The 19,264-nt window shown below is 64.5% G+C and carries 18 protein-coding genes; 6 read left to right on the forward strand and 12 right to left on the reverse strand.

Annotated elements, in window-relative coordinates; all coding sequences use genetic code 11:
• Nucleotides 1-28 precede the first annotated feature (28 nt).
• Nucleotides 29-430 carry a peptide-methionine (R)-S-oxide reductase MsrB gene (gene msrB, locus ABGV18_RS03680; protein ID WP_396584861.1) on the forward strand — a complete coding sequence of 134 codons (402 nt, stop codon included), beginning with the start codon at nucleotides 29-31 and terminating at the stop codon, nucleotides 428-430.
• On the opposite strand, the gene ABGV18_RS03685 is transcribed toward msrB, so the two are convergent.
• From ABGV18_RS03685 to ABGV18_RS03710, 6 genes are all read right to left on the reverse strand, one after another.
• Complete coding sequence (locus ABGV18_RS03685; protein ID WP_396584862.1) at nucleotides 423-992, reverse strand: ClpXP protease specificity-enhancing factor SspB; 570 nt, start codon at nucleotides 990-992, stop codon at nucleotides 423-425. The genes msrB and ABGV18_RS03685 overlap by 8 nt on opposite strands.
• Before the next feature lie 161 nt (nucleotides 993-1,153).
• Complete coding sequence (locus tag ABGV18_RS03690) at nucleotides 1,154-1,777, reverse strand: glutathione S-transferase N-terminal domain-containing protein (protein WP_396584863.1); 624 nt, start codon at nucleotides 1,775-1,777, stop codon at nucleotides 1,154-1,156.
• A gap of 110 nt (nucleotides 1,778-1,887) precedes the next feature.
• Entirely contained in the window at nucleotides 1,888-2,637 is a 750-nt protein-coding gene (locus ABGV18_RS03695; RefSeq protein ID WP_396584864.1) for a cytochrome c1, read from the reverse strand.
• Nucleotides 2,634-3,845 carry a cytochrome b N-terminal domain-containing protein gene (locus ABGV18_RS03700; protein WP_396584865.1) on the reverse strand — a complete coding sequence of 404 codons (1,212 nt, stop codon included), beginning with the start codon at nucleotides 3,843-3,845 and terminating at the stop codon, nucleotides 2,634-2,636. Before ABGV18_RS03700 ends, ABGV18_RS03695 begins: the two co-directional genes overlap by 4 nt.
• Nucleotides 3,842-4,447 (reverse strand): ubiquinol-cytochrome c reductase iron-sulfur subunit, encoded by a 606-nt coding sequence (petA, locus tag ABGV18_RS03705; RefSeq protein WP_396584866.1) that lies wholly within the window; start codon nucleotides 4,445-4,447, stop codon nucleotides 3,842-3,844. Before petA ends, ABGV18_RS03700 begins: the two co-directional genes overlap by 4 nt.
• Nucleotides 4,448-4,722: 275 nt before the next feature.
• Complete coding sequence (locus ABGV18_RS03710) at nucleotides 4,723-5,481, reverse strand: Nif3-like dinuclear metal center hexameric protein (protein ID WP_396584867.1); 759 nt, start codon at nucleotides 5,479-5,481, stop codon at nucleotides 4,723-4,725.
• Between the two features lie 125 nt (nucleotides 5,482-5,606).
• On the opposite strand from ABGV18_RS03710, the gene ABGV18_RS03715 reads away from it, so the two are divergent.
• The gene (locus tag ABGV18_RS03715) at nucleotides 5,607-6,875 is read left to right on the forward strand and encodes an MFS transporter (protein WP_396584868.1); all 1,269 of its coding nucleotides are present in this window, start codon (nucleotides 5,607-5,609) and stop codon (nucleotides 6,873-6,875) included.
• A gap of 28 nt (nucleotides 6,876-6,903) precedes the next feature.
• Here ABGV18_RS03715 and ABGV18_RS03720 read toward each other — a convergent pair whose 3' ends face one another.
• Entirely contained in the window at nucleotides 6,904-8,448 is a 1,545-nt protein-coding gene (locus ABGV18_RS03720; RefSeq protein WP_396584869.1) for a Y-family DNA polymerase, read from the reverse strand.
• Between the two features lie 72 nt (nucleotides 8,449-8,520).
• On the opposite strand from ABGV18_RS03720, the gene lexA reads away from it, so the two are divergent.
• Complete coding sequence (gene lexA, locus ABGV18_RS03725; RefSeq protein WP_396584870.1) at nucleotides 8,521-9,144, forward strand: transcriptional repressor LexA; 624 nt, start codon at nucleotides 8,521-8,523, stop codon at nucleotides 9,142-9,144.
• Nucleotides 9,145-9,243: 99 nt separating this feature from the next.
• On the forward strand, nucleotides 9,244-10,047 hold the full coding sequence (locus ABGV18_RS03730; RefSeq protein WP_396584871.1) for a hypothetical protein: 804 nt from the start codon (nucleotides 9,244-9,246) through the stop codon (nucleotides 10,045-10,047).
• Here the strand turns inward: ABGV18_RS03730 and ABGV18_RS03735 are convergent.
• The 3 genes from ABGV18_RS03735 to ettA all read right to left on the reverse strand — a co-directional run bounded on the left by ABGV18_RS03735 (nucleotide 10,044) and on the right by ettA (nucleotide 13,452).
• Nucleotides 10,044-10,826, reverse strand: a complete 783-nt coding sequence (locus tag ABGV18_RS03735; RefSeq protein WP_396584872.1) for a M48 family metalloprotease — start codon at nucleotides 10,824-10,826, stop codon at nucleotides 10,044-10,046. The genes ABGV18_RS03730 and ABGV18_RS03735 overlap by 4 nt on opposite strands.
• Before the next feature lie 91 nt (nucleotides 10,827-10,917).
• The gene (locus ABGV18_RS03740; protein WP_396584873.1) at nucleotides 10,918-11,727 is read right to left on the reverse strand and encodes an HDOD domain-containing protein; all 810 of its coding nucleotides are present in this window, start codon (nucleotides 11,725-11,727) and stop codon (nucleotides 10,918-10,920) included.
• Nucleotides 11,728-11,784: 57 nt separating this feature from the next.
• Entirely contained in the window at nucleotides 11,785-13,452 is a 1,668-nt protein-coding gene (gene ettA, locus ABGV18_RS03745) for an energy-dependent translational throttle protein EttA (protein WP_396584874.1), read from the reverse strand.
• 210 nt (nucleotides 13,453-13,662) lie between these two features.
• Here ettA and ABGV18_RS03750 point away from each other — a divergent pair, with 210 nt between their 5' ends.
• Nucleotides 13,663-15,420 (forward strand): VWA domain-containing protein, encoded by a 1,758-nt coding sequence (locus tag ABGV18_RS03750; RefSeq protein WP_396584875.1) that lies wholly within the window; start codon nucleotides 13,663-13,665, stop codon nucleotides 15,418-15,420.
• Between the two features lie 44 nt (nucleotides 15,421-15,464).
• A complete protein-coding gene (locus ABGV18_RS03755) occupies nucleotides 15,465-16,979 on the forward strand; it encodes a hypothetical protein (RefSeq protein ID WP_396584876.1) in 1,515 nt (504 codons plus the stop codon).
• A gap of 208 nt (nucleotides 16,980-17,187) precedes the next feature.
• Here ABGV18_RS03755 and ABGV18_RS03760 read toward each other — a convergent pair whose 3' ends face one another.
• Nucleotides 17,188-18,297 carry an FAD-binding protein gene (locus tag ABGV18_RS03760; protein ID WP_396584877.1) on the reverse strand — a complete coding sequence of 370 codons (1,110 nt, stop codon included), beginning with the start codon at nucleotides 18,295-18,297 and terminating at the stop codon, nucleotides 17,188-17,190.
• Nucleotides 18,294-19,262 carry a glycosyltransferase family 9 protein gene (locus tag ABGV18_RS03765; protein WP_396584878.1) on the reverse strand — a complete coding sequence of 323 codons (969 nt, stop codon included), beginning with the start codon at nucleotides 19,260-19,262 and terminating at the stop codon, nucleotides 18,294-18,296. The genes ABGV18_RS03760 and ABGV18_RS03765 overlap by 4 nt, the downstream gene beginning before the upstream one ends.
• Between the last annotated feature and the right edge of the window lie 2 nt (nucleotides 19,263-19,264).

Genomic DNA, 19,264 nt, shown 5'->3' on the forward strand with positions numbered 1-19,264 from the left:
AGACACCGACAAGAAAACGGAACGCATCATGAGCAACGACCCCGATCCCTGGCGCGAGACGCTAAGCGAAGAACAGTACCGAGTTTGCCGCCTTGGCGGTACGGAAGCACCGTGGTCGGGCGCCCTTAACGACGAAAAGCGCCCGGGGCGCTTCGACTGTGTCTGCTGTGGGCGTCCGCTGTTCGTGAGCGATGCCAAATTCGATTCGGGCTCCGGCTGGCCCAGCTTCTTCCAGCCCGCCAGTTCCGAGGCGCTAATCACCCGGACCGATGCCAGCCACGGCATGAGCCGAACCGAAGTGCTGTGCGCCGGCTGCAATGCCCACCTCGGCCATGTGTTCGAGGACGGCCCGCAGCCGAGCGGCCGGCGTTACTGCATCAACAGCGTCTGCCTGAACTTCGTCCCGACCGAAGACAACGCCGCTACTTGACGACCCGGAGACTCGGACCGCCCTTGCCGCCGCCCGAGGGTGGCGAGGGTGGCGGGTCGTCGTCCGGACCGCCGCCATCCGGGTCGGCATCGGATTCATCGTCCGACTTAGGAGACGACGAAGCGCCGGACTCCTTGTCCGTTGCCCCCTCCTCGCCACCGGGCACGGCACGCAGCTGGGGACGGCCCTTGCTCTCGGACTTGGGTGCCGGTGCCCCCTCAAGGTCATCGTCGGACTGCGGGAAGGTCTCTTCCGGCTCGTCCGGGAAGGTCGCCCCCTGCCCCGAGTCACGATCGACGATCGCACGGATGGCATGCATGGGGACAAATACCCGCTCGGGCTGCCCGCCAAAGCGGGCCTCGAACGAGATACCCACGCGATCCATGTGGAAGTCACGCACCGCCGACGGACTGATATTGAGCTGAATGTGACCGTCCTCGACGAACTGAGTCGGCACCATCACCTCCTCAGCATCGGCATCCACGACCAGGTGAGGCGCATGTCCCTGATCGAGAATCCAGTCATAGAAAGCGGGAACGAGGTAGGGACGCTTCGAGAGCATTAAGAGACCTCTGCACGAATGGAATGGCGATTCGGCTTGGTTTGCTCGGCGCGGATGGAACGTGCCCCAATACCAGACCGGCACCTCCGCCAACACCCGGTTCCAGTCGCGAACGTTCGGGCAGTCAGGGTAGCGCTCCGGTCCATGGGGAGACTCGTCGCTCAGCCGCGCATTTCGCGTTCGACTTCCGTGAGACTTGCCTGGAACGTGGGCCGGCTGAATACACGGTCCATGTAATCCTGGATCGGCTTGGCACCCGGTCCAGTCAATTCGATGCCGTATTTCGGCAGGTACCACAGCAAGGCGGCCAGCGTGACGTCGGCCAATGAGAACTCTTCGCTCATGAAGAACGGCATCGCCGAGAAAATCGGCGCGGCCGACAGCAACCCTTCCTTGAGTTGCTTTCGGGCCCGAGCGACGGTCTTCTCGCCACGCTCGAATTCCGGCAGCAGACCGTACCAGTCCCTCTCGATCCGGTAGAGCGCAGTGCGGACCTTGGCGCGGCTCACCGGGTCGACCGGCATCAGCGGCGGGTGCGGGAAGCGCTCATCCAGGTACTCCATGATGACCCGGGCATTGGTCAACACGAGATCGCGATCGGCCAGCACCGGGACAGTCCCCTCCGGCGACAGGTCGTGGAAGTCTTCCGGCGGCTCCTGTTCGGACAGGTCGATGATCTCAGCGGTCAGTTCCTTCTCCGCGAGAACGATGCGGGTGCGGTGGCAGTCCGGCGAGTCCGGGCTGGTGAACAAGGTCATGACCGAACGGCGGTTGACGGTCGCCATTGGCGCCTCCCGTGGTGCAATGGTTAAAACGGCATCATAACAAAAACCCGGCCTCGGGGCCGGGTTCATCGGGGAGTCGAGCGTCTGCTTGACCGCTCATTGGCGTCGAATCAGTGCTTGATGTCGCGCCAGTATTCCTTCTTCAACAGGTACATCACCAGCGTGAAGATGAACAGGAAGGCCAGCACGTACGGCCCGTAATGGGCGCGCAGCAATGCGGCCGGCTCGGCCATGTACACCATGAAGGCGGTCAGATCGCGCATCTTCTGCTCGAATTCTTCCTCCGAGAGCGTGCCGGGTCGCTCCGGCGATTCGAGCCCAACGAGGCGGCGCTTGGCATTCTCGCCCTCGCCTTCGGTCTCGTAGACCGGCTGAAAAAGCCCCTGCTCGGCGGCCAACACGTGCGGCATGCCGACATCGGGGAACACCGCGTTGTTCACGCCCCACAGCGCATCCGGATCGGCATAGAAGGTCGTCAAGTACGTGTAGAGCCAGTCGCCACCGTTTACCCGAGCGGTCAGCGTGAGATCCGGCGGGACGATGCCGAAGGTCCTTTGGGCGTACTCCGCCGGCATGTTGGTCTCAATGACGTCCCCCGGTTTGGTCAACTCCTCGGGCAACAGTACCGCCAACTGCTCCTCGGATAGCCCCAGATCGTCGCCGATGCGACCGAAACGCATCATCTTGGCACCGTGGCAGCTTGCGCAGCTGTCCATGAAGGTCTGCGCGCCACGGTACAGGGAGGCCTTGTCGCCAAGATCCACCTCGGCATCCTTGAGCGGATAGTTGCTGCTGGCCGCCTTGGCATTGGGCGCGGCCAGCAGGCCGATCAGACAGAGTAGAAACGTAATACGGATCATTGCAGGCGCTCCGGCACGGGCTGGGTACGTTCACGACGGCTGATGAAAAACACCGCGACGAAGAAGCCGAAATACACGGCCGACAGTATCTGGGACGCCAGAGTGCCGAGGGCGGTCGGCGCCTGGGTGCCCAGGTAACCAAGCCCGATGAATGCCGCGGCGAACGCGAACAGGTTCACCTTGAACGCCGTCGAGCGGTAACGGATCGAGCGGGTGCGGTTTCGGTCGAGCCACGGCAGCACGAACAGGATCAGAATCGCCGCAACCATTGCGACCACGCCCAGGAACTTGTCCGGAATGGCGCGCAGGATCGCGTAGTGCGGGGCGAAGTACCAGACCGGGGCAATGTGCTCGGGCGTCTTGAGCGGATCGGCGGGCGTGAAGTTCGGATGCTCCAGGAACAGACCACCGCCGTCAGGCCAGTAGAACAGCACCACGGCAAAGATGAACATGAACACACCCAGACCGAACAGATCCTTGACGGTGTAGTACGGATGGAACGGGATACCGTCGACTGGCTTGCCCGTGTTGTCCTTGTTTTCCTTGATCTCCACGCCGTCGGGATTGTTCGAGCCGACCTCGTGGAGCGCCATGATGTGCCCACCGATCAGGAATAGCAGCACCAGCGGCAGCGCGATCACATGCAGGGCGAAGAACCGGTTCAGGGTGGCATCGGAGACGACGTAATCACCACGGACCCACAGCGCCAGATCCGGACCGATCACCGGCACCGAGCTGAACAGCGAGATGATGACCTGCGCGCCCCAGTAGGACATCTGGCCCCACGGCAACAGGTAGCCCATGAAGGCCTCGGCCATCAGCACCAGGAGAATCAGTACGCCGAAGATCCAGATCAACTCGCGGGGTTTCTTGTAACTGCCGTACATCATCCCGCGGAAGATGTGTAGATAGACCGCGATGAAGAAGAACGACGCCCCCGTCGAGTGCATGTAGCGCAGCAGCCACCCCCACTCGACATCACGCATGATGTATTCGACCGAAGCGAAGGCGTTTTCGGCCGACGGCTTGTAGCTCATGGTCAGCCAGATGCCGGTGACGATCTGCAGGACGAAGACGACCAGCAGCAAGGAGCCGAAGTAGTACCAGAAGTTGAAGTTGTGGGGGACGTAATACTTCGCCAGATGCGCATTCCAGAAGCGCGACACCGGCAGGCGGTCATCCACCCATTTACCCAGGTCCTTGATCATGCTAGATCCTCCTCGGTGCCGCCGACGCGGATGATTTCATCGGTGATGTACACGTACTGTGGGACCACCAGGTTAGTCGGCGCCGGAACCCCCTTGTACACGCGACCGGAGAGGTCGAACTTCGAGCCGTGGCACGGGCAGAAAAATCCGCCCCGCCAGTCGTCGCCCAGATCATCCGGGGCGACTTCGGGCCGGTAGGTGGGCGCGCAGCCAAGGTGCGTACACAGACCCACAATGACGAGATAACGCTCGTGTTCCTTGCGCGCCCGGTACAGGTTGGTCGCGAACTCGGGCTGCTGGCTCGCCACCTTGGAGTGGGGATCACTGAGGCGATCCTCTATCTCGGACAGGGAGTCGAGCATGCGATCGGTGCGATTCACGACATAGACCGGCTTGCCACGCCAGGCGACGGTGGTCATCTGACCGGGGGCCAGCTTGCCGATGTTCATGTCAACCGGCGCGCCGGCCGCCTGGGCCTTGGCGCTGGGCTGGAAGGAGCTCAAGAACGGCACGGCGGCAAAGCCGACGCCCACCGCGCCAACCGCCGTCGCGGCGCCGGTCAGAAACCGGCGCCTTGCCGGGTTGGAGGGAGAATCAGCCATTGTTACGTCGTACTCCTGGATGGTTATCCGTCAATCGATCACGACCGGAAAGCGATTCCGCGTCGCTCGTGTTGTTGGCGAGCCTTTTCGGCCTCCCTGCACCCGGCAAAAAAACACCCGGAAGATTCCGCCGGGTTACCACGGGCATCACCGATGCAAAGCATCTGCCAGTTTTACGGCCGGAGTAGTTTAAGCATCTCGATGCGGCCGTCAAACAAGCGGAGCTAATACCTCGGGATAGACTTTTATTAGCTTGGGGAACCAGTTGGCCAGCTTCAGACCGGGTTGGGGATGTCGACAAAGCGGTGCTCGATGTCGAATTCCGCGGCAATACGCTCACCCAGCAGGCGCACACCGCCCGTTTCGGTGGCGTGGTGGCCGGCGGCTATATAGGTCACACCGGATTCTCGCGCCATGTGGGTGGTGCGTTCGGAAATCTCCCCGGAGATGAAGGCATCCAGCCCGAGCTCGATGGCCTCGCCCAGCATGTCCTGCGCCCCGCCGGTACACAGCCCGATCCGTTGCAACGGTCGATCCGTTGGACCGACCACCAGCGGTTCACGGCCCAGGCGATCGGCGATACGGGCGGCAAGCTCGACCCCCGTCGCCGGCTGTTCGAGCCGCCCGGCGACTGCCAGCCGCTGATGACCGAAACGCTCGGTCACGTTGAGGCCCAGACTACCGGCCAGCCAGGCGTTATTGCCGATCTCGACATGACCATCGAGCGGCAGGTGGTAACCGATCAGATTGATGTCGTGGCCCAGCAGGGTCGCGATGCGACGGCGCTTCATCCCGGTGATCACTTCCGGTTCGTTCTTCCAGAAATAACCGTGGTGCACGAGCACTGCATCCGCCTTGGCGTCGACGGCGGCATCGAGCAGGTCCTGGCAGGCAGTCACCCCGGTAATCAATCGACGGATCTCGCGGCGACCTTCGACCTGCAGGCCATTCGGCGCGTAATCGCGGTAGATCTCGGGCTCGAGCAAACGCTCGCAGTAGGCGAGCAAGTCGCGGATATCGACCGTCTCGGACATGGACGCTCCCTTTTGTCGTGACCAGTGTGTCGGCAAAACCCTAGCATGTTCCGCGACCCAATGGCTTGGCGCCCCCGTACCCGCGTGTTCCAATGCCCGAATACCCGCCAAGGAGCTCCCCGGCCATGCCCAGCCGCCCCACGGCACGCCTGCTGTCACGCCGCTTCCTGCCGTACTTCTTTACCCAGGCACTGGGGGCATTCAACGACAACGCGTTCCGTTTCTCGGTGATGTTCCTGATCACCTACGAGATCGGCACGGCGCAGGACGGCAATATCGACGTACTGATGAACCTGGCGGCGGGCCTGTTCATCCTGCCCGGGTTGCTGTTCTCGCCGATGGCGGGCCACTGGGCCGACCGCCTCGATCAGGCAAAGTTGGCCCGCGTGCTCAAGTGGACCGAGCTGGGACTGATGATCATCGCCGCCGTGGCGTTCTGGTGGCAGAGCATCGTCCTGCTGATGACCCTGGTGTTCCTGATGGGGGCACAATCGGCCTGGTTCGGGCCGCTCAAATACGCGATCGTGCCCCGCCACCTGCCGGCGGGCATGCTGATGCGCGCCAACGGCTGGGTCACGGCGAGCACCTTTACCGCCATCCTGCTGGGTACGTTGACCGGGGGACTGCTTGTCGCCACCGGTGAGGGCGCCACCCTGATTGCGAGCCTGCTGGTGATCAGCGTGGCGGTAGCCGGCCTGATCGCCGCACGCTTTATCCCTCCTGCCCCGCCGCCGGGACGTCTGCCGGATCATGCCGGGCCACTCAAAAGCTGGGCCACGACCTGGCGACTCCTGCAGACTCAAGCGACCAGCCTGCGCCAGTCGATGTGGCTGATCAGCTGGTTCTGGTTCGTCGGCGCGGGATATCTCACCCAGTTTCCACGCTTTGCCGAGGACGTGCTCGAATTACCGGCCGACGGCGCGACCGGGCTGCTGGCGCTGTTCGCGCTGAGCATCGGGGCTGGCGGCCTGCTGGTGGGCTATCTTGGCGGCCGTCGTCCCCCGCGGGCACTGGCCCCGTTTGCCGCATTGGGCGTGGGGTTGGTCGCGATCGACTGGTATTTCGTCGCATCGGCGCCCTCTCCATCGCTATGGCGAGTCGGCGTGGATATCGCCCTGACCGGCGTGTTGGCGGGCATGCTGGTCGTCCCGCTGTACAGTCATTTGCAGCGGGCCTCGCGGCCATCGCAACGCGCCCGCCTGATTGCGGCACTCAATGTGCAGAACGCCCTGGCGATGGTGGCCAGCAGCCTGCTGGCCATTGTCTTGTTCGCGGCGCTCGACATCGACCTGCCGACCTTCTTCCTGCTCTTCGGCGGCAGTGGATTGCTGGTGGCCGCTTCGGTCTGGTGGCGCTGGAAAGGGTTGCTGCCGAATCGAGCGCGAGGCGGATGAGCCGAATATCGGCGCACATCGGCGCCCATCAATCGTCGAGGCCAATCACCTGCCAATCGCCCCCCGCGCGTTCCCGGCGCAGGCAGACCGCGCGGCCGCCAACCAGTTCACCGGCACAGTAGTCGGCCGATTCCTCGGCCGTCGCCCACCAGTTGGTCTCGATCCGCTCGATGTGCCCGTGGTAATGCACGGGCGCATCGGGCCGCCGTGGTTTCTCGAGCCACCACAACGGCCGAAACGCTCCCGGGAGCAGCGATGTGTCCGGTGGCTCGACGGGCCTGGTACGCGGTGACCTGCCCTGCTGCCCCGGCAAGGGCTGCAGGCGGGAGCGGTTCATGGGAATCAGGCTCGGCACATCCTGCAATCGACTGACGGCCGGCCGGCCCAGCCGGGCCTGCAACCGATGAAAGAGGGCCCGCTCGTCGCGACCACGCTCGTCGGCATCGGCAAACAGGCTGCCCTGGCCCGCTCGGGGGGCGACAAAATGGTCGGCCTCCACTCGCAGTTGGGTGACCGGCGCCAATTGTCCGGCCGATTCCAGCTGCAGACGCAATTGCTCTTGCCAGAGGCGTTCATCCCGGCCGGGTTCGGCGGTCGCCACCTCCAGTCGGGTCGACGCTCTCTCCTCGTGGCCGAGCCACACCACGAAATTCGCCACCGCGAGGCGCCGACGGTGCAGGAACTCGCTCAACCCCACCAGCGGGCCGCGGGCCAGCAGCAACAGGCGATCGACCTGGCTGGCCGGATCCCACAGGCTCACCTCGCGGGCATAGCGAGCCGGGGGCACCAGGTCGGCCAGCGGCCAGTCCCGTGCGGCAAACAGGCGATCCAGATCGGCCAACAGTAGCGGATCGGTGCGCATCCCCAACCCGTCACGCGGCAGGCGACGGACCTCGCCCAGCCGTCGCAGACCCAGTTCGGCAAAGCGCTCGATCCAGGTAGTCGGCCAGTCGATGAACGCCAGGGGCAGTCGGCTGACGGCCGCCAGTTGCTCCCGGGGACGACACAACCACGGGGGCTCGTCGGCCACCGCAGCCGCCAGGGCCCAGGCGACACGCGGGGGTGACGCCCCCGCGACCTGCACCACCAGTTGCCACGGTTTCAATGCCTCGAGCAGCCGGGAAACCACGGCCCCAATGCCGCCGAACAGCGCCGCGCTCCCACCGATTTCCAGCAACAACCCCGCACCGACATCGACACCGGATCGCACCGCTGGCGGGCGGCTGACGCGCGAGGTATACGTCAGCGCCCACTCGCCCCATTCGGCCAGCCATTCTTCCACGGCCCGGTGATCGACCCCGAGGCACCGCAGGGGCGTATCCGCCGTGGCGTTTGCCCGATGACGCGAGCGCGCCGTGGCCAGGCTCTGACCGATCTCGATACCCAGTCCGGCGGCCACGCGGTTGACCGCCGCCACCCGGCTACTGCGCCCACCCCCGTCCAGGAGCACCGCGGGCGGGCGATGATGGCGTTCCTGTTCGGGGCAGCGACATTCGAACCAGGCCTCCGGAAAGCGCAGTGCCAGCCAGTAAGGTTCGTGCGCTGACGATCGGGATGGCAACTCGGTGGACATGAGGACTCCGGGATATGAATACTGTTATTTATTACAGTACAATCAACTCACGCTTCCGCCAAGACCGTCACCATGACCGAATCGAACACACCGCGCCCGCTCACGCCCCGACAGGCCGAGATCCTGGCGTTCATCCGCGACACCATCCACGAGACCGGCATGCCGCCGACCCGGGCGGAGATCAACGCCGCCCTCGGTTTCCGTTCGCCCAATGCCGCGGAAAGCCATCTCAAGGCGCTGGCGAAAAAAGGGGCCATCGAACTGCTGGGGGGGCGCTCCCGGGGCATTCGCCTGCCCGACGATTCCCACCGCGACGAGTTGGCCGTGATCGGTCGGATTGCTGCCGGCAGCCCGATCCTGGCAGCCGAACACGTCGAGTCCCAGGTGCCGGTCAATCCGGCCTTGTTTCGCCCTCGCGCCGATTATCTGTTGCGAGTACGCGGCATGAGCATGCGCGATGCGGGGATCATGGATGGTGACCTGCTCGCGGTGCATCGCACCGAGGACGTCAGCAACGGCCAGATCGTGGTGGCCCGCCTGGCCGACGAGGTCACCGTCAAGCGCTATCGACGCCGCGGGGCAAAGGTCTGGTTGATCCCGGAGAACACCGAGATGACACCGATCGAGGTCGACCTGCGACACGAGGAGTTGATCGTCGAGGGCCGCGTGGTCGGCGTGTTGCGGACATTCGACTGACGGGCACCTGGCCTGGCCTAGCCCGGCCTGACTTGGCGTCTCGGCAGCGTCGAAACGCCATGAGAAGCGACCAATTCGTCCCGGGAGGATCGGCACATCATGGGAGCACACGCCATCGGGGGGAACGACGTCGCCGAGTTGTTGGCCCGTCACGACATCTGGCGTGGCCGGCAGACTCGCCCGCCCGCGTCGAGCGCCGCGCCCTGCCCCAGCGGCTGGTCGGCACTCGATGAATTGTTGGGCGGCGGCTGGCCCAGCGAGGGGCTGGTGGAGCTTTATGCCGGCCGTGCCACCAGCGGGATCTGGCGTCGCCCCTGTGAGCGACTCGACACGACACCACTGGAACGGCATCAAGACTGGTTCCAGTCATCACTGGGCCATGGCACCACGGCCCTGCTGATGCCCTGGTTGCATCGACAAACCCGAACGGCAGGCGTGGCGTTGATCAACCCGCCAGCGCTCCCTTGTGCCGAGCGCTGGCAACAACAGGGAGTGCAACTCGACAACCTGCTCGTCATCCAACCACGCAACCTGCGCGAACTGGGTTGGGCGACCGAGGAAGTGCTCCAGTCCGGTGTCTACCCGCTGGTCGTCGCCTGGCTGCCCCCGCTGGGCTTTGCCCTGCGACGACGGCTCAAGCTGGCCGCCGAGACGGGGGGCGGATGCCTGGTCACGCCCTACCCGCTCGGCGCCGAGATGGCCGCAGGCACCGCCATGACCGCCCCCTCAAGCCCCGCCTGGGCACAACTGATCGTGCACCGACGTGCTCAAGGCCTGAGCGTGCGACGGATCAAACCGTTCCACCCCCGCGAGGTGCATCTCGAACTGGATGCCGGGGGCATTGAGTCGCCCCCTCGCGACGAGACGGACGCCACACCATTGGCTCTGGCCGGCGCGCGCTAGCGCCCGGTAGCCCGGCGATAATCGGGCATCACGCCGGGTATGGCGCGTTCCAATGCCTGGATGCGATTGCCGCTGTCCGGGTGGGTGCTGAGCCACTCCGGGCCGCCGCCCCCGCCCTGTGCCTGCATCTTGCGCCACAGGCTGACGGCCGCTCGCGGGTCGTAACCGGCCCTGGCGGCCAGCAACAACCCCACCTTGTCCGCCTCGAGTTCCATTCGACGGCTGAATGGCAGGTCGATGGCCACGGTCGCGACCTGTTGCGCCATCGCTGCCGTCTGACTATCCAACCCTCCCAGGGCCGAGGCCACCGACAACCCCATTTGCTGGGTCATCGCCATCGACATCTTCTCGCGCGTGTGCCCCGACAGCGCGTGGGCAATCTCGTGAGCAATCACCTGAGCCAACTCGTCATCGGTGGGTTGGAGCTTGTTGAGCATGCCCGTATTGATGCCCACCTTGCCGCCGGCCATTGCAAAGGCGTTGACGCTGTCATCGCGGAACACGAGGCTTTCCCACTGCCACCCCGCCGCCTGCGGGTAGACACGAGTCGCCTGCGGCACGATGCGCTGCGTGATGCGTTGCACCCGCTGACTGGCCGCGGCGGACGCCGACAACGTCGGCTTCTCCCTCGCCATCTGGGAATAGGCCTGGTAGGCCATCTGATTGGCCTGTCCCTCGGGCATGATCATCAACTGACTGCGTCCGGTGACCGGGTGCGTCGCGCAACCGGCAATCACGAGCGTCAGGCCCAGCAGTGGAACGGTAAACGGCAAACGCATCGCAACTACCCTCTTTAAAACGGCTCACGGGTACAAAAAACCCCGGTCTCCATGAAGACCGGGGTTGGCGGTATCGGTTCCCTTTCACTGGTCATCCACCTAATGCGCGGATGGCCTCGTCGAGCTCATCATCGATCATGCTGGACTCGAGATCCACACCCAGCTTTTCCGCCGCCATGATCGGGCGATCGTCCGGCGTGCGACTAATGCCGCGCGCCTGGGCGATGGCGCAGATCACCACGTCACTATAGTTCGGATCGCCGTTGTGCTGATAGCCCAGGTCACCGCAATGCTCGATCACCTCGGCAAACATGTCGGGAAAATCCCACGCCTTGACGATATTGCCGCCCAACCGTGATTGCAGGCTCTCGACCAGTTCGTAGAGCACAGCCGGCGCCTCCTGCAGCTTGGGGATCTCCTCGGCCACCACGATTACCGGAATCCCACCGACGCTGTGCAGCAACCCCGCGAGCAGGGCTTGATCCGCATCGAGCTTCGTGTGGCGGCGGGCGATGTGGTTCGCCAGGGCCGCCACCTGCGAGGCAAACGCCCAATGGTCACGCATGACCCGTTTGATCATGGCCGTCTTGGCCGTGAACAGCTGCTTGGCCGACAGCGAGACGATCAGCTGGCTGACCGTGCGCATCCCCAACCGCGAAACGATCTGGTTGAGGTTGTCGATGTGCTGTGCGCCGCGATACAGCGGGCTGTTCGCCACCTGAATCAGTCGGGCGGCGATCGCCGGGTCCTGGCCGATCACCTCGACCAGGTCACCCGCCGAACTGTTGGGGTCGTCGATGACCCGACGGGCACGCATAGCGACGTCGGGCAGCACGGGCAGCGAGATTCCCTTATCGCGAATCTTGTTGATAATCGCTTGTTCAAGTGCCGGATTGGCCACGTTCCCTTCTCCATGAAAAACGCCGGGCGCCGCTTCGTTGACACCCGGCGATCAAGATCAGCTTGCCAGGCGGGTGTGCTTCACGCGCTTGGGCTGGTCGGCCGCATCACCGAGGCGCTTGTGCCGATCGGCCTCGTATTCCTGGTAGTTCCCCTCGAAGAACGTCACCGAGCCGTCGTCCTCGAAGGCGAGGATATGCGTCGCGATCCGGTCGAGGAACCAGCGATCGTGCGAGATCACCAGCGCCGAACCCGGGAAGTCCAGCAGCGCGGTTTCCAACGCACGCAGCGTCTCGATGTCGAGATCGTTGGTCGGCTCGTCGAGCAGCAGCACGTTACCGCCGGCCTTGAGCAACTTGGCCAGATGCACCCGGTTGCGTTCACCGCCCGACAGGTCCTTCATGAACTTCTGCTGGTCCTGGCCCTTGAAGTTGAAGCGGCCCAGGTAGGCACGCGAGGGCATCTCGAACTTGCCCACCGTGATGTGATCGTAACCGTCCGAGATTTCCTCCCAGACCGTCTTGGTGTCCACCATGTCCTCGCGAGACTGGGACACATAGGCCAACTCGACACTCTCGCCGATCTCGATCGTGCCACCGTCCGGCTTCTCTTCGTCGATCAGCATGCGGAACAGCGTCGACTTGCCCACGCCGTTCGGGCCGATGATGCCGACGATCGCGCCCTTGGGCACGGAAAAGTCCAGTCCCTGATAGAGCTCGCGGTCGCCAAAGCGCTTGGTCAACCCCTCGACCTCGATCACCTTGTCGCCCAGGCGCGGACCGGGCGGGATGTAGATCTCGTTGGTCTCCGAGCGCTTCTGGTACTCCTCGGACTGCAGTTCCTCGAAGCGCTTCATGCGCGCCTTGGATTTGGCCTGTCGGCCCTTGGGGTTCTGGCGCACCCACTCGAGTTCCTGCTTCATGGCCTTCTGATGAGCGGACTCGGACTTTTCTTCCTGCTCGAGGCGCTTTTCCTTGGTCTCCAGCCACTGCGAGTAGTTGCCTTCGAAGGGGATGCCCTGGCCGCGGTCGAGCTCGAGGATCCAGCCGGCGACGTTGTCGAGGAAGTAGCGATCGTGCGTCACGGCCACCACGGTGCCGGAGAATTCCTGCAGGAAGCGCTCCAGCCAGGCGACGGATTCGGCGTCGAGGTGGTTGGTCGGCTCGTCGAGAATCAGCATGTCGGGGTCCGACAGCAGCAGGCGGCACAACGCCACCCGGCGGCGCTCGCCACCGGATAGCAGATTGACGTCGGCATCCCACGGCGGCAGGCGTAGCGCGTCGGCGGCCACCTCGAGTTTGCGATCGAGATCCCAGCCGCCACCGGCCTCAATCTGGTCCTGCAGCTTGCCCTGCTCTTCCATCAACGCCTCGAAATCGGCGTCCGGGTCGGCAAATTGCTCGGAAACGGCGTTGAAACGCTCAAGTAATCCGGCCATCTCGCCGACACCGTCCATGACGTTGCCGCGCACGTCCTTTTCCCCGTCAAGATCCGGCTCCTGCTTGAGATAGCCGATCTTGGTACCCGGTTGCGGACGCGCCTCGCCGATGATGTCGGTATCGACACCGGCCATGATGCGCAGCAAGGTCGACTTGCCGGCACCGTTGTAACCGAGCACGCCGATTTTCGCGCCGGGGAAGAAGTTGAGATTGATGTCCTTGAGGATGTGCTTTTTCGGCGGGACGACCTTGCCGACGCCGTTCATGGTAAAGATGTACTGAGCCATAGATTCGAGACTTTGTGTTGTTGCAGACGAAATGAAGCGGCACTATCCCGCAAGATAGTGACCGCGTTTGATCACAAGGATACCAGCACTGTGCCGCGACTTGATGCCCCCCGCCTGACAACTTTTGCTACCCGGCCGCACACGTTGGTTGTGAGGACGACTCGGGCATCGCGGCCGAGGCGTCGACTGGTCAGATCCTGGGCGGCGCTTTTGTTCGCTGCCACGATCCTCGCCCACCCGACTCATGCCGCCTCTTCGCCCGAACTGCACGTGCTGATCGACGTGTCGGGCAGCATGAAGAATACCGATCCGGAAAACCTGCGCGAGCCGGCCTTGCGCCTGCTCGGTGATCTGGTGCCCGAGGAAAGCCGCGTCCGACTCGACCTGTTCGGCAATCGGATCAGCGAGGTCCTGCCCGCCTCTCTCGCCACCCCTGAAACCAAGAAGGCGATGCGCGCCGCGGCCGCGCAAATCCGCTCGAACGAGCCGTTCACCGACATCCCGGCGGCGCTCGAGGCCGCCAACCGTGACTGGGCCGACGATACCGAGCGCAATATCATCCTGCTGTCCGACGGCAAGGTCGATATCTCGCCCGACGAGGCGGTCAACGAACGGGCAACGACCCGCCTGCGTGACACGGTCATCGCGTCATTGATCGCGGCTGAGGTCCAGGTACATACCGTGGCCCTTTCCGAGGCCGCCGACGAGTCGATCCTCACGGAAATCGCCGAGCGCACCGGCGGGCTCGCGTTGAGCGCCCGCAGCAACGAGGACCTGCAGCGCGTGTTCCTGGCGCTGTTCGAGGCGACCGCCCCACGTACCGGGGTGCCGCTGGTGGAAAACCGCTTTCGTGTCGATGAGAGCATCAGCGAACTGACACTGGTCGTCTTCCGGGAAACCGACGCCGCGCCCACCCGCATCCAGATCCCCGACGGTGGTGAGATCGATGTAGAGATCGCCAGTGCGCTGGCCGACTGGCGTTGGGACGACAGCGCCGGGCGGGATCTGATCACGATCAGCGACCCGCCGGCCGGCAGCTGGCGCATCCTCGCCGCCGAGGATCCCGACAACCGGGCCCTGGTGATCACCGACCTCAAGCTGGCCATGCCCGGCCTGCCCAGCCGGGTGTTCCCCGGCGAGGCCATCGAGGGCGGGTTGCTATTGACCAACCGGGGCGAACCGATCGTCGAACGACGATTGACCAAGGACCTTCAGGCGCAGGTCGACGTCACCGACCCACAAGAAACGGTGATCGAGTCGATTGAACTCAACGACATCGGGGCCGACCCCGACGTGCTCGGCGGCGATAGCCGCTACGATTTTCAGTTGCGGCTTGACGGCGAATCGGGGATATACACGCTCGAAGGCCATGCCAGCGGTCCGACCTTCGAACGGGTGATACGCAGAAAGATCGCGCTGGCCCGCACCCTACCCTTTGCCACCCGCGTTGTCCGCCCCCACCTGGCGGCCCGGCAGGACAGCAAAGACACGGGTACCGATGTTGGCGCCGACACGGGTGGCCCGGCCGCTCACTTGATCATCGAACAGGACGTTGCTCTGCTCGATCCAAGCGCGTCCCGGCTTGCCGCGCAAATCGAATGTGAAACAGGGTCGCCAATCGCCATCGAGACCCCGCTGTTGGAGGCGACCAACCGCATCGAACTACCCCACATCGATGGCAGCGACTGCCGGGTTACCGGGACCGTCAGCGGTGAGACCGACGACGGTCGCGCTCTAAGCCTGCCTCTCGATCAACCGATCCCGGCGCCGCAAGTCTCGACGCCAGCCGACGAGCCCACCCCGAAAGACAAGCCGAGCGAGGCCACGGAGAGCGACCCGGAGAGCAACCCGCTAATCGCGGTCCTGGTCGGCCTCGGTGGGCTTGTGATCCTCGGCCTGCTGGGTTGGACCTGGCGACTGGTGTCCCGACGCCTGCGTCGCCAACTGATTGAGGCCGCGCGGGACTGACCCCGCCGGCCGTCACCAATCGACACATCACGGAACATGGACACATGCTCGATTACTTCCTGAGTTCAGACTGGGCCATCATCGCCACCGAATTGCTGGCGGGATTCATCGTGATTTCACTGGTCCTCGCCATCCTGGTCTGGCGGGGACAGCGGCGGCATACCGGCGCCGCCGAACGCCTGCTGGACGATCGCGATCCGATCATGCGCGCCTCCGAGGAGATGCTCGATCGCCAGATCCAGCGCGTTTGGCCGGAGCTCACGGTCGATGACGAACAGCGCGAAAGCTATGCCGAGCGCAGCCTCGATGCCGTGGAGGCCATGGTCGAGCCCTGGCTTGAACCCAAGCGGTACGAACTGGCAGCGGTCGCGCGGCGTTTCCTGCAAGTCCGGCAGGCCGATCTGGATCAATTGTTGACCATGGCCCGCACCCAGGTCGAACAGAACGACGCTGACGACTCACGGACCCGAGAGCTCGAAAACAACGTCAACGAGCTGCGCGAACAACGTGACCGACAGGCCAAGCAACTTGCCGAAAGCCTGGAAACGGTCAACGTCATGGTGCGTGAATATGGCCGCAAGTTCGATTACAACAGCGAGCCCCATGTCGCCACCGTGCTCAAGGCCATCGTCATGATTCAGGAAATGGACGCCGGCGCGGATTGTGAAACCGCCAAGAGCCGTGCCGACGAGGTGTTCACGGAGGACCTGGTCGCATCCACCACCGCGACCGACGCCGAAGACGACTCAACCGGCACGGCCGACGAGGGTCGCGGATCGACTGCCGAAGAGCCCGGCCAGGAAGAGCCCGCCCTTTCCGCCGAGGACGAAATGGCCGCCGCCATGGCCGCAGAGGGCGTTTCGAACGAAAAGACCGACGCCATGGAAGCGACATCGAAGGCGCGCGAGGAACAACCATCCGTCGCCTCGCCTTCCGAGGCAGAGACCGCCGGGGTGGACACCGACGCGCCCACCGAGACCGTTGATCAGCCCACGGAACAGACCACTGCCGAGGCTGTTTCCGAAGCCAAGGAGCAAGCCGTCGAAGCCGCGGGAGAACAGGACGACGTCTCAGCGGATACCGACGACCTTGATCAACTCATCGAGTCGGCCGCCAAGGCCCAACCCAGGAATACCGACACCGAAACCGCCGACGAGGGTTCGAGCGACGAGGCCACGCTAGCCGACGAGACGGGTGCGACCGGCGAGGCCGAGGAAGTCGCCCAGCCGTCGAGTGACGTCGAGCTCAATCAGGAAAAGACGCCCCCCTCGTCCGCCGACAGCGAGAACGAGAAGGCCGACAGCAACGAGCCTGTCGAGCCGGCGAGTCCGGACGCAGAGCCGGAATCGTCTGAGCCCACCGAAGCCCAGCAGGATGACAGGCGCGAGGACCGGCAAGATGAGGCTGAGAACGGCGTGATCGACCTCGACGATGTCGAGATCCCCAAGGACGATGAACAGGACAAGGACGACGGCAAGGACCAGGAATTCGACCTGGACGACATCGATGCCCTCCTCGATGCCGAGATCGCCCGCAAACACGGCAAGGGCAACGAGTAGCCACGAAAACCCCGAAGACCTTCCGGGGTCGTGGTATTCGGAACCTGTCGGCGCCGTCTTACAGCGACTCCGCGCAGACGTGCCCGTCCTTGGACTCATAGCCTCCGCCCAGGCGCTTTTCCGGCTTCTCGATGGTGGTTCGGCGACGGCACGACCCCCTTGTCACCCGGCTTGCAACCCTCGGGCTCGGCAACACCATGGGGAACGGCTACCGACCGGTGACGCACTCCGGTTCGACCATCAGACGAATACCCGTCTCGTCTTCCACCCGGTCACGCACCGACTCGGCAAAACGAAGAAATGCCGCGCCGCTCGCCCCGCCGTGGTGCTCGAGCACCAGGGCATGCCGTGATGACACGGCGACCGCTCCCTCGCGGCGGCCCTTCAGGCCTGCCGTTTCGATCAGCCAGCCGGCGGGGATCTTCACCCCACCCGGAACATCGAAACGGGGCATGTCCGGCCAGCGTCGCGACAAGCGAGCGGCCGCTTCTGGCGCCACGACCGGATTGTGAAAGAAACTGCCGGCACTACCGGGCCACCCACCGCGCCAGTCGGGCAACTTGGCCAGGCGAACCGTGGTGATCACCTCCGCGTACTCCGCCGGCGACATCGCCGAGCGCGCCCGACCGGTCCGCGCACTCCAGTCGTCCACGGCCTCGTCCAATCCCGAATAGGCCACCGGCGGCCAATCAGCCGGTGGCGTTGCCGACAGGCGCAACCCGACCCTCACGATCAGCCAGCGGCCCGGTTCGCGCTTGAAACGACTGCTGCGATAGGAAAAGTCACAGGCGTCACGAGCAAATCGTTCGATGCGTCGTTCCCGGCGATCCCACACCTCGACCCAACGCGTCCGGTCGGCGATTTCCGTTCCATACGCCCCAACGTTCTGCATCGGGGCCGCACCGACGGTACCGGGTATTTCGGCAAGCGCCTCCAGTCCGAACCAGCCACGCCCGGCAGTGGCTCGCACCAGCGCATCCAATCCCAACCCCGCCTCAACGGACAACTCGATCGCGCCGGCAGCCGTAGGCTCCGCCGACCACCCGGAAGCGACGATCATCACGGCCTGGGGAATTCGGGGCGTGGCAAAGACGACATTCGAGCCGCCGGCGGCGACACGGGTATCGGGGTCGGCCAACCAGTCGGCCACCTCGGGCGTAGACAACGTGGCCTCGGAGACGTCATTGAGCACGAGCATGCGTTCGACCTTGGCCGGCAGCCGAAGCGTATTTGGCAAGGGGGCGTCATCGACCCATTCAAAGGCCGGGCGTTCGGCGGCACCCGTCACCGCTTCGGTCCCCACGCTGATCGATTTCATGGGCGTTCGGGTGTGACCTCGACGCCGTCTGGGCTGGACGACGGCTCTTCCGGCAGCTCGATCGGTGCCTTGCCCTGCGTGATCACCTGGATGATCGATTCCACCACGATCTCCGGCTGGTTCATCGGCGGATGATCGACATTGATCAGCTTCTGCCGGGAGCGCCGGGTGGTGATCACGCCGTCGTGCTTGGCCTCGCCATCACGACAGACGCAAACCCCGGGGATGCCTAGCGCGGCCGCGAGCCAGCCGCAGCGGTTGTTGCCGACCAGCACATAACGGCTCTGCGTCAGCCGGCGCTGCCATTCATCCATGTCGCCGGGGGGATGGGCCGAGACGTCATCCAGGCTCACCCCGGTTTCGGCGAGGCGTCGTCGGATCAACTCGATGCCCGTTTGCTCGAATGGCAAACCATCGGTATCCACCAACAGGTCCGTAACCACCGGCTCGGCCTCGATCGACAGCCCGTAATCCGGGTTGAGATCGTGCAGCGAATATTCGAGTACCGCCGCGAACAGCACGCGCACGGCCTGCACGCGGTGCAGATCATCCGGCACCGGGTATTGCGAATCATAGGGTTGCCGTCTCGGCAGCCGACCCTTGGCCGGTCGGGCAATACCCACCGAGGTGGCGGCGACGCGCTTTGCCATCGCCAGGGTCTCCGGGCGACCGAACGGGTCGATCACGTACTCGCACTGCTCCAGTTGCGGGTGCGCGCGCAAGGCCTCTTTCCAGGCACGACCAGCGCGCCAGCCTTCCGGCGTCCAGCGCGATGCAAGCAGCGCCGTGCCGTCGAACACCACGACCTCGTCGACGTCCGGGTGACGGCGAAACCAGCCGGCCGCCTCGGGGCCGGTAATCACGCTGAACTTCAGGCCCGGCCGGGCACGCACGGCGTCGGTCAGGGCGGGGAAGGTGGGAATGACCTCGTCCGGGAGGTCGGGGGCGACAATCGCGATACGCATGC

The sequence above is a fragment of the Guyparkeria halopsychrophila genome (assembly GCF_044582135.1).
In the GTDB taxonomy this organism is placed as follows: Bacteria; Pseudomonadota; Gammaproteobacteria; order Halothiobacillales; family Halothiobacillaceae; genus Guyparkeria.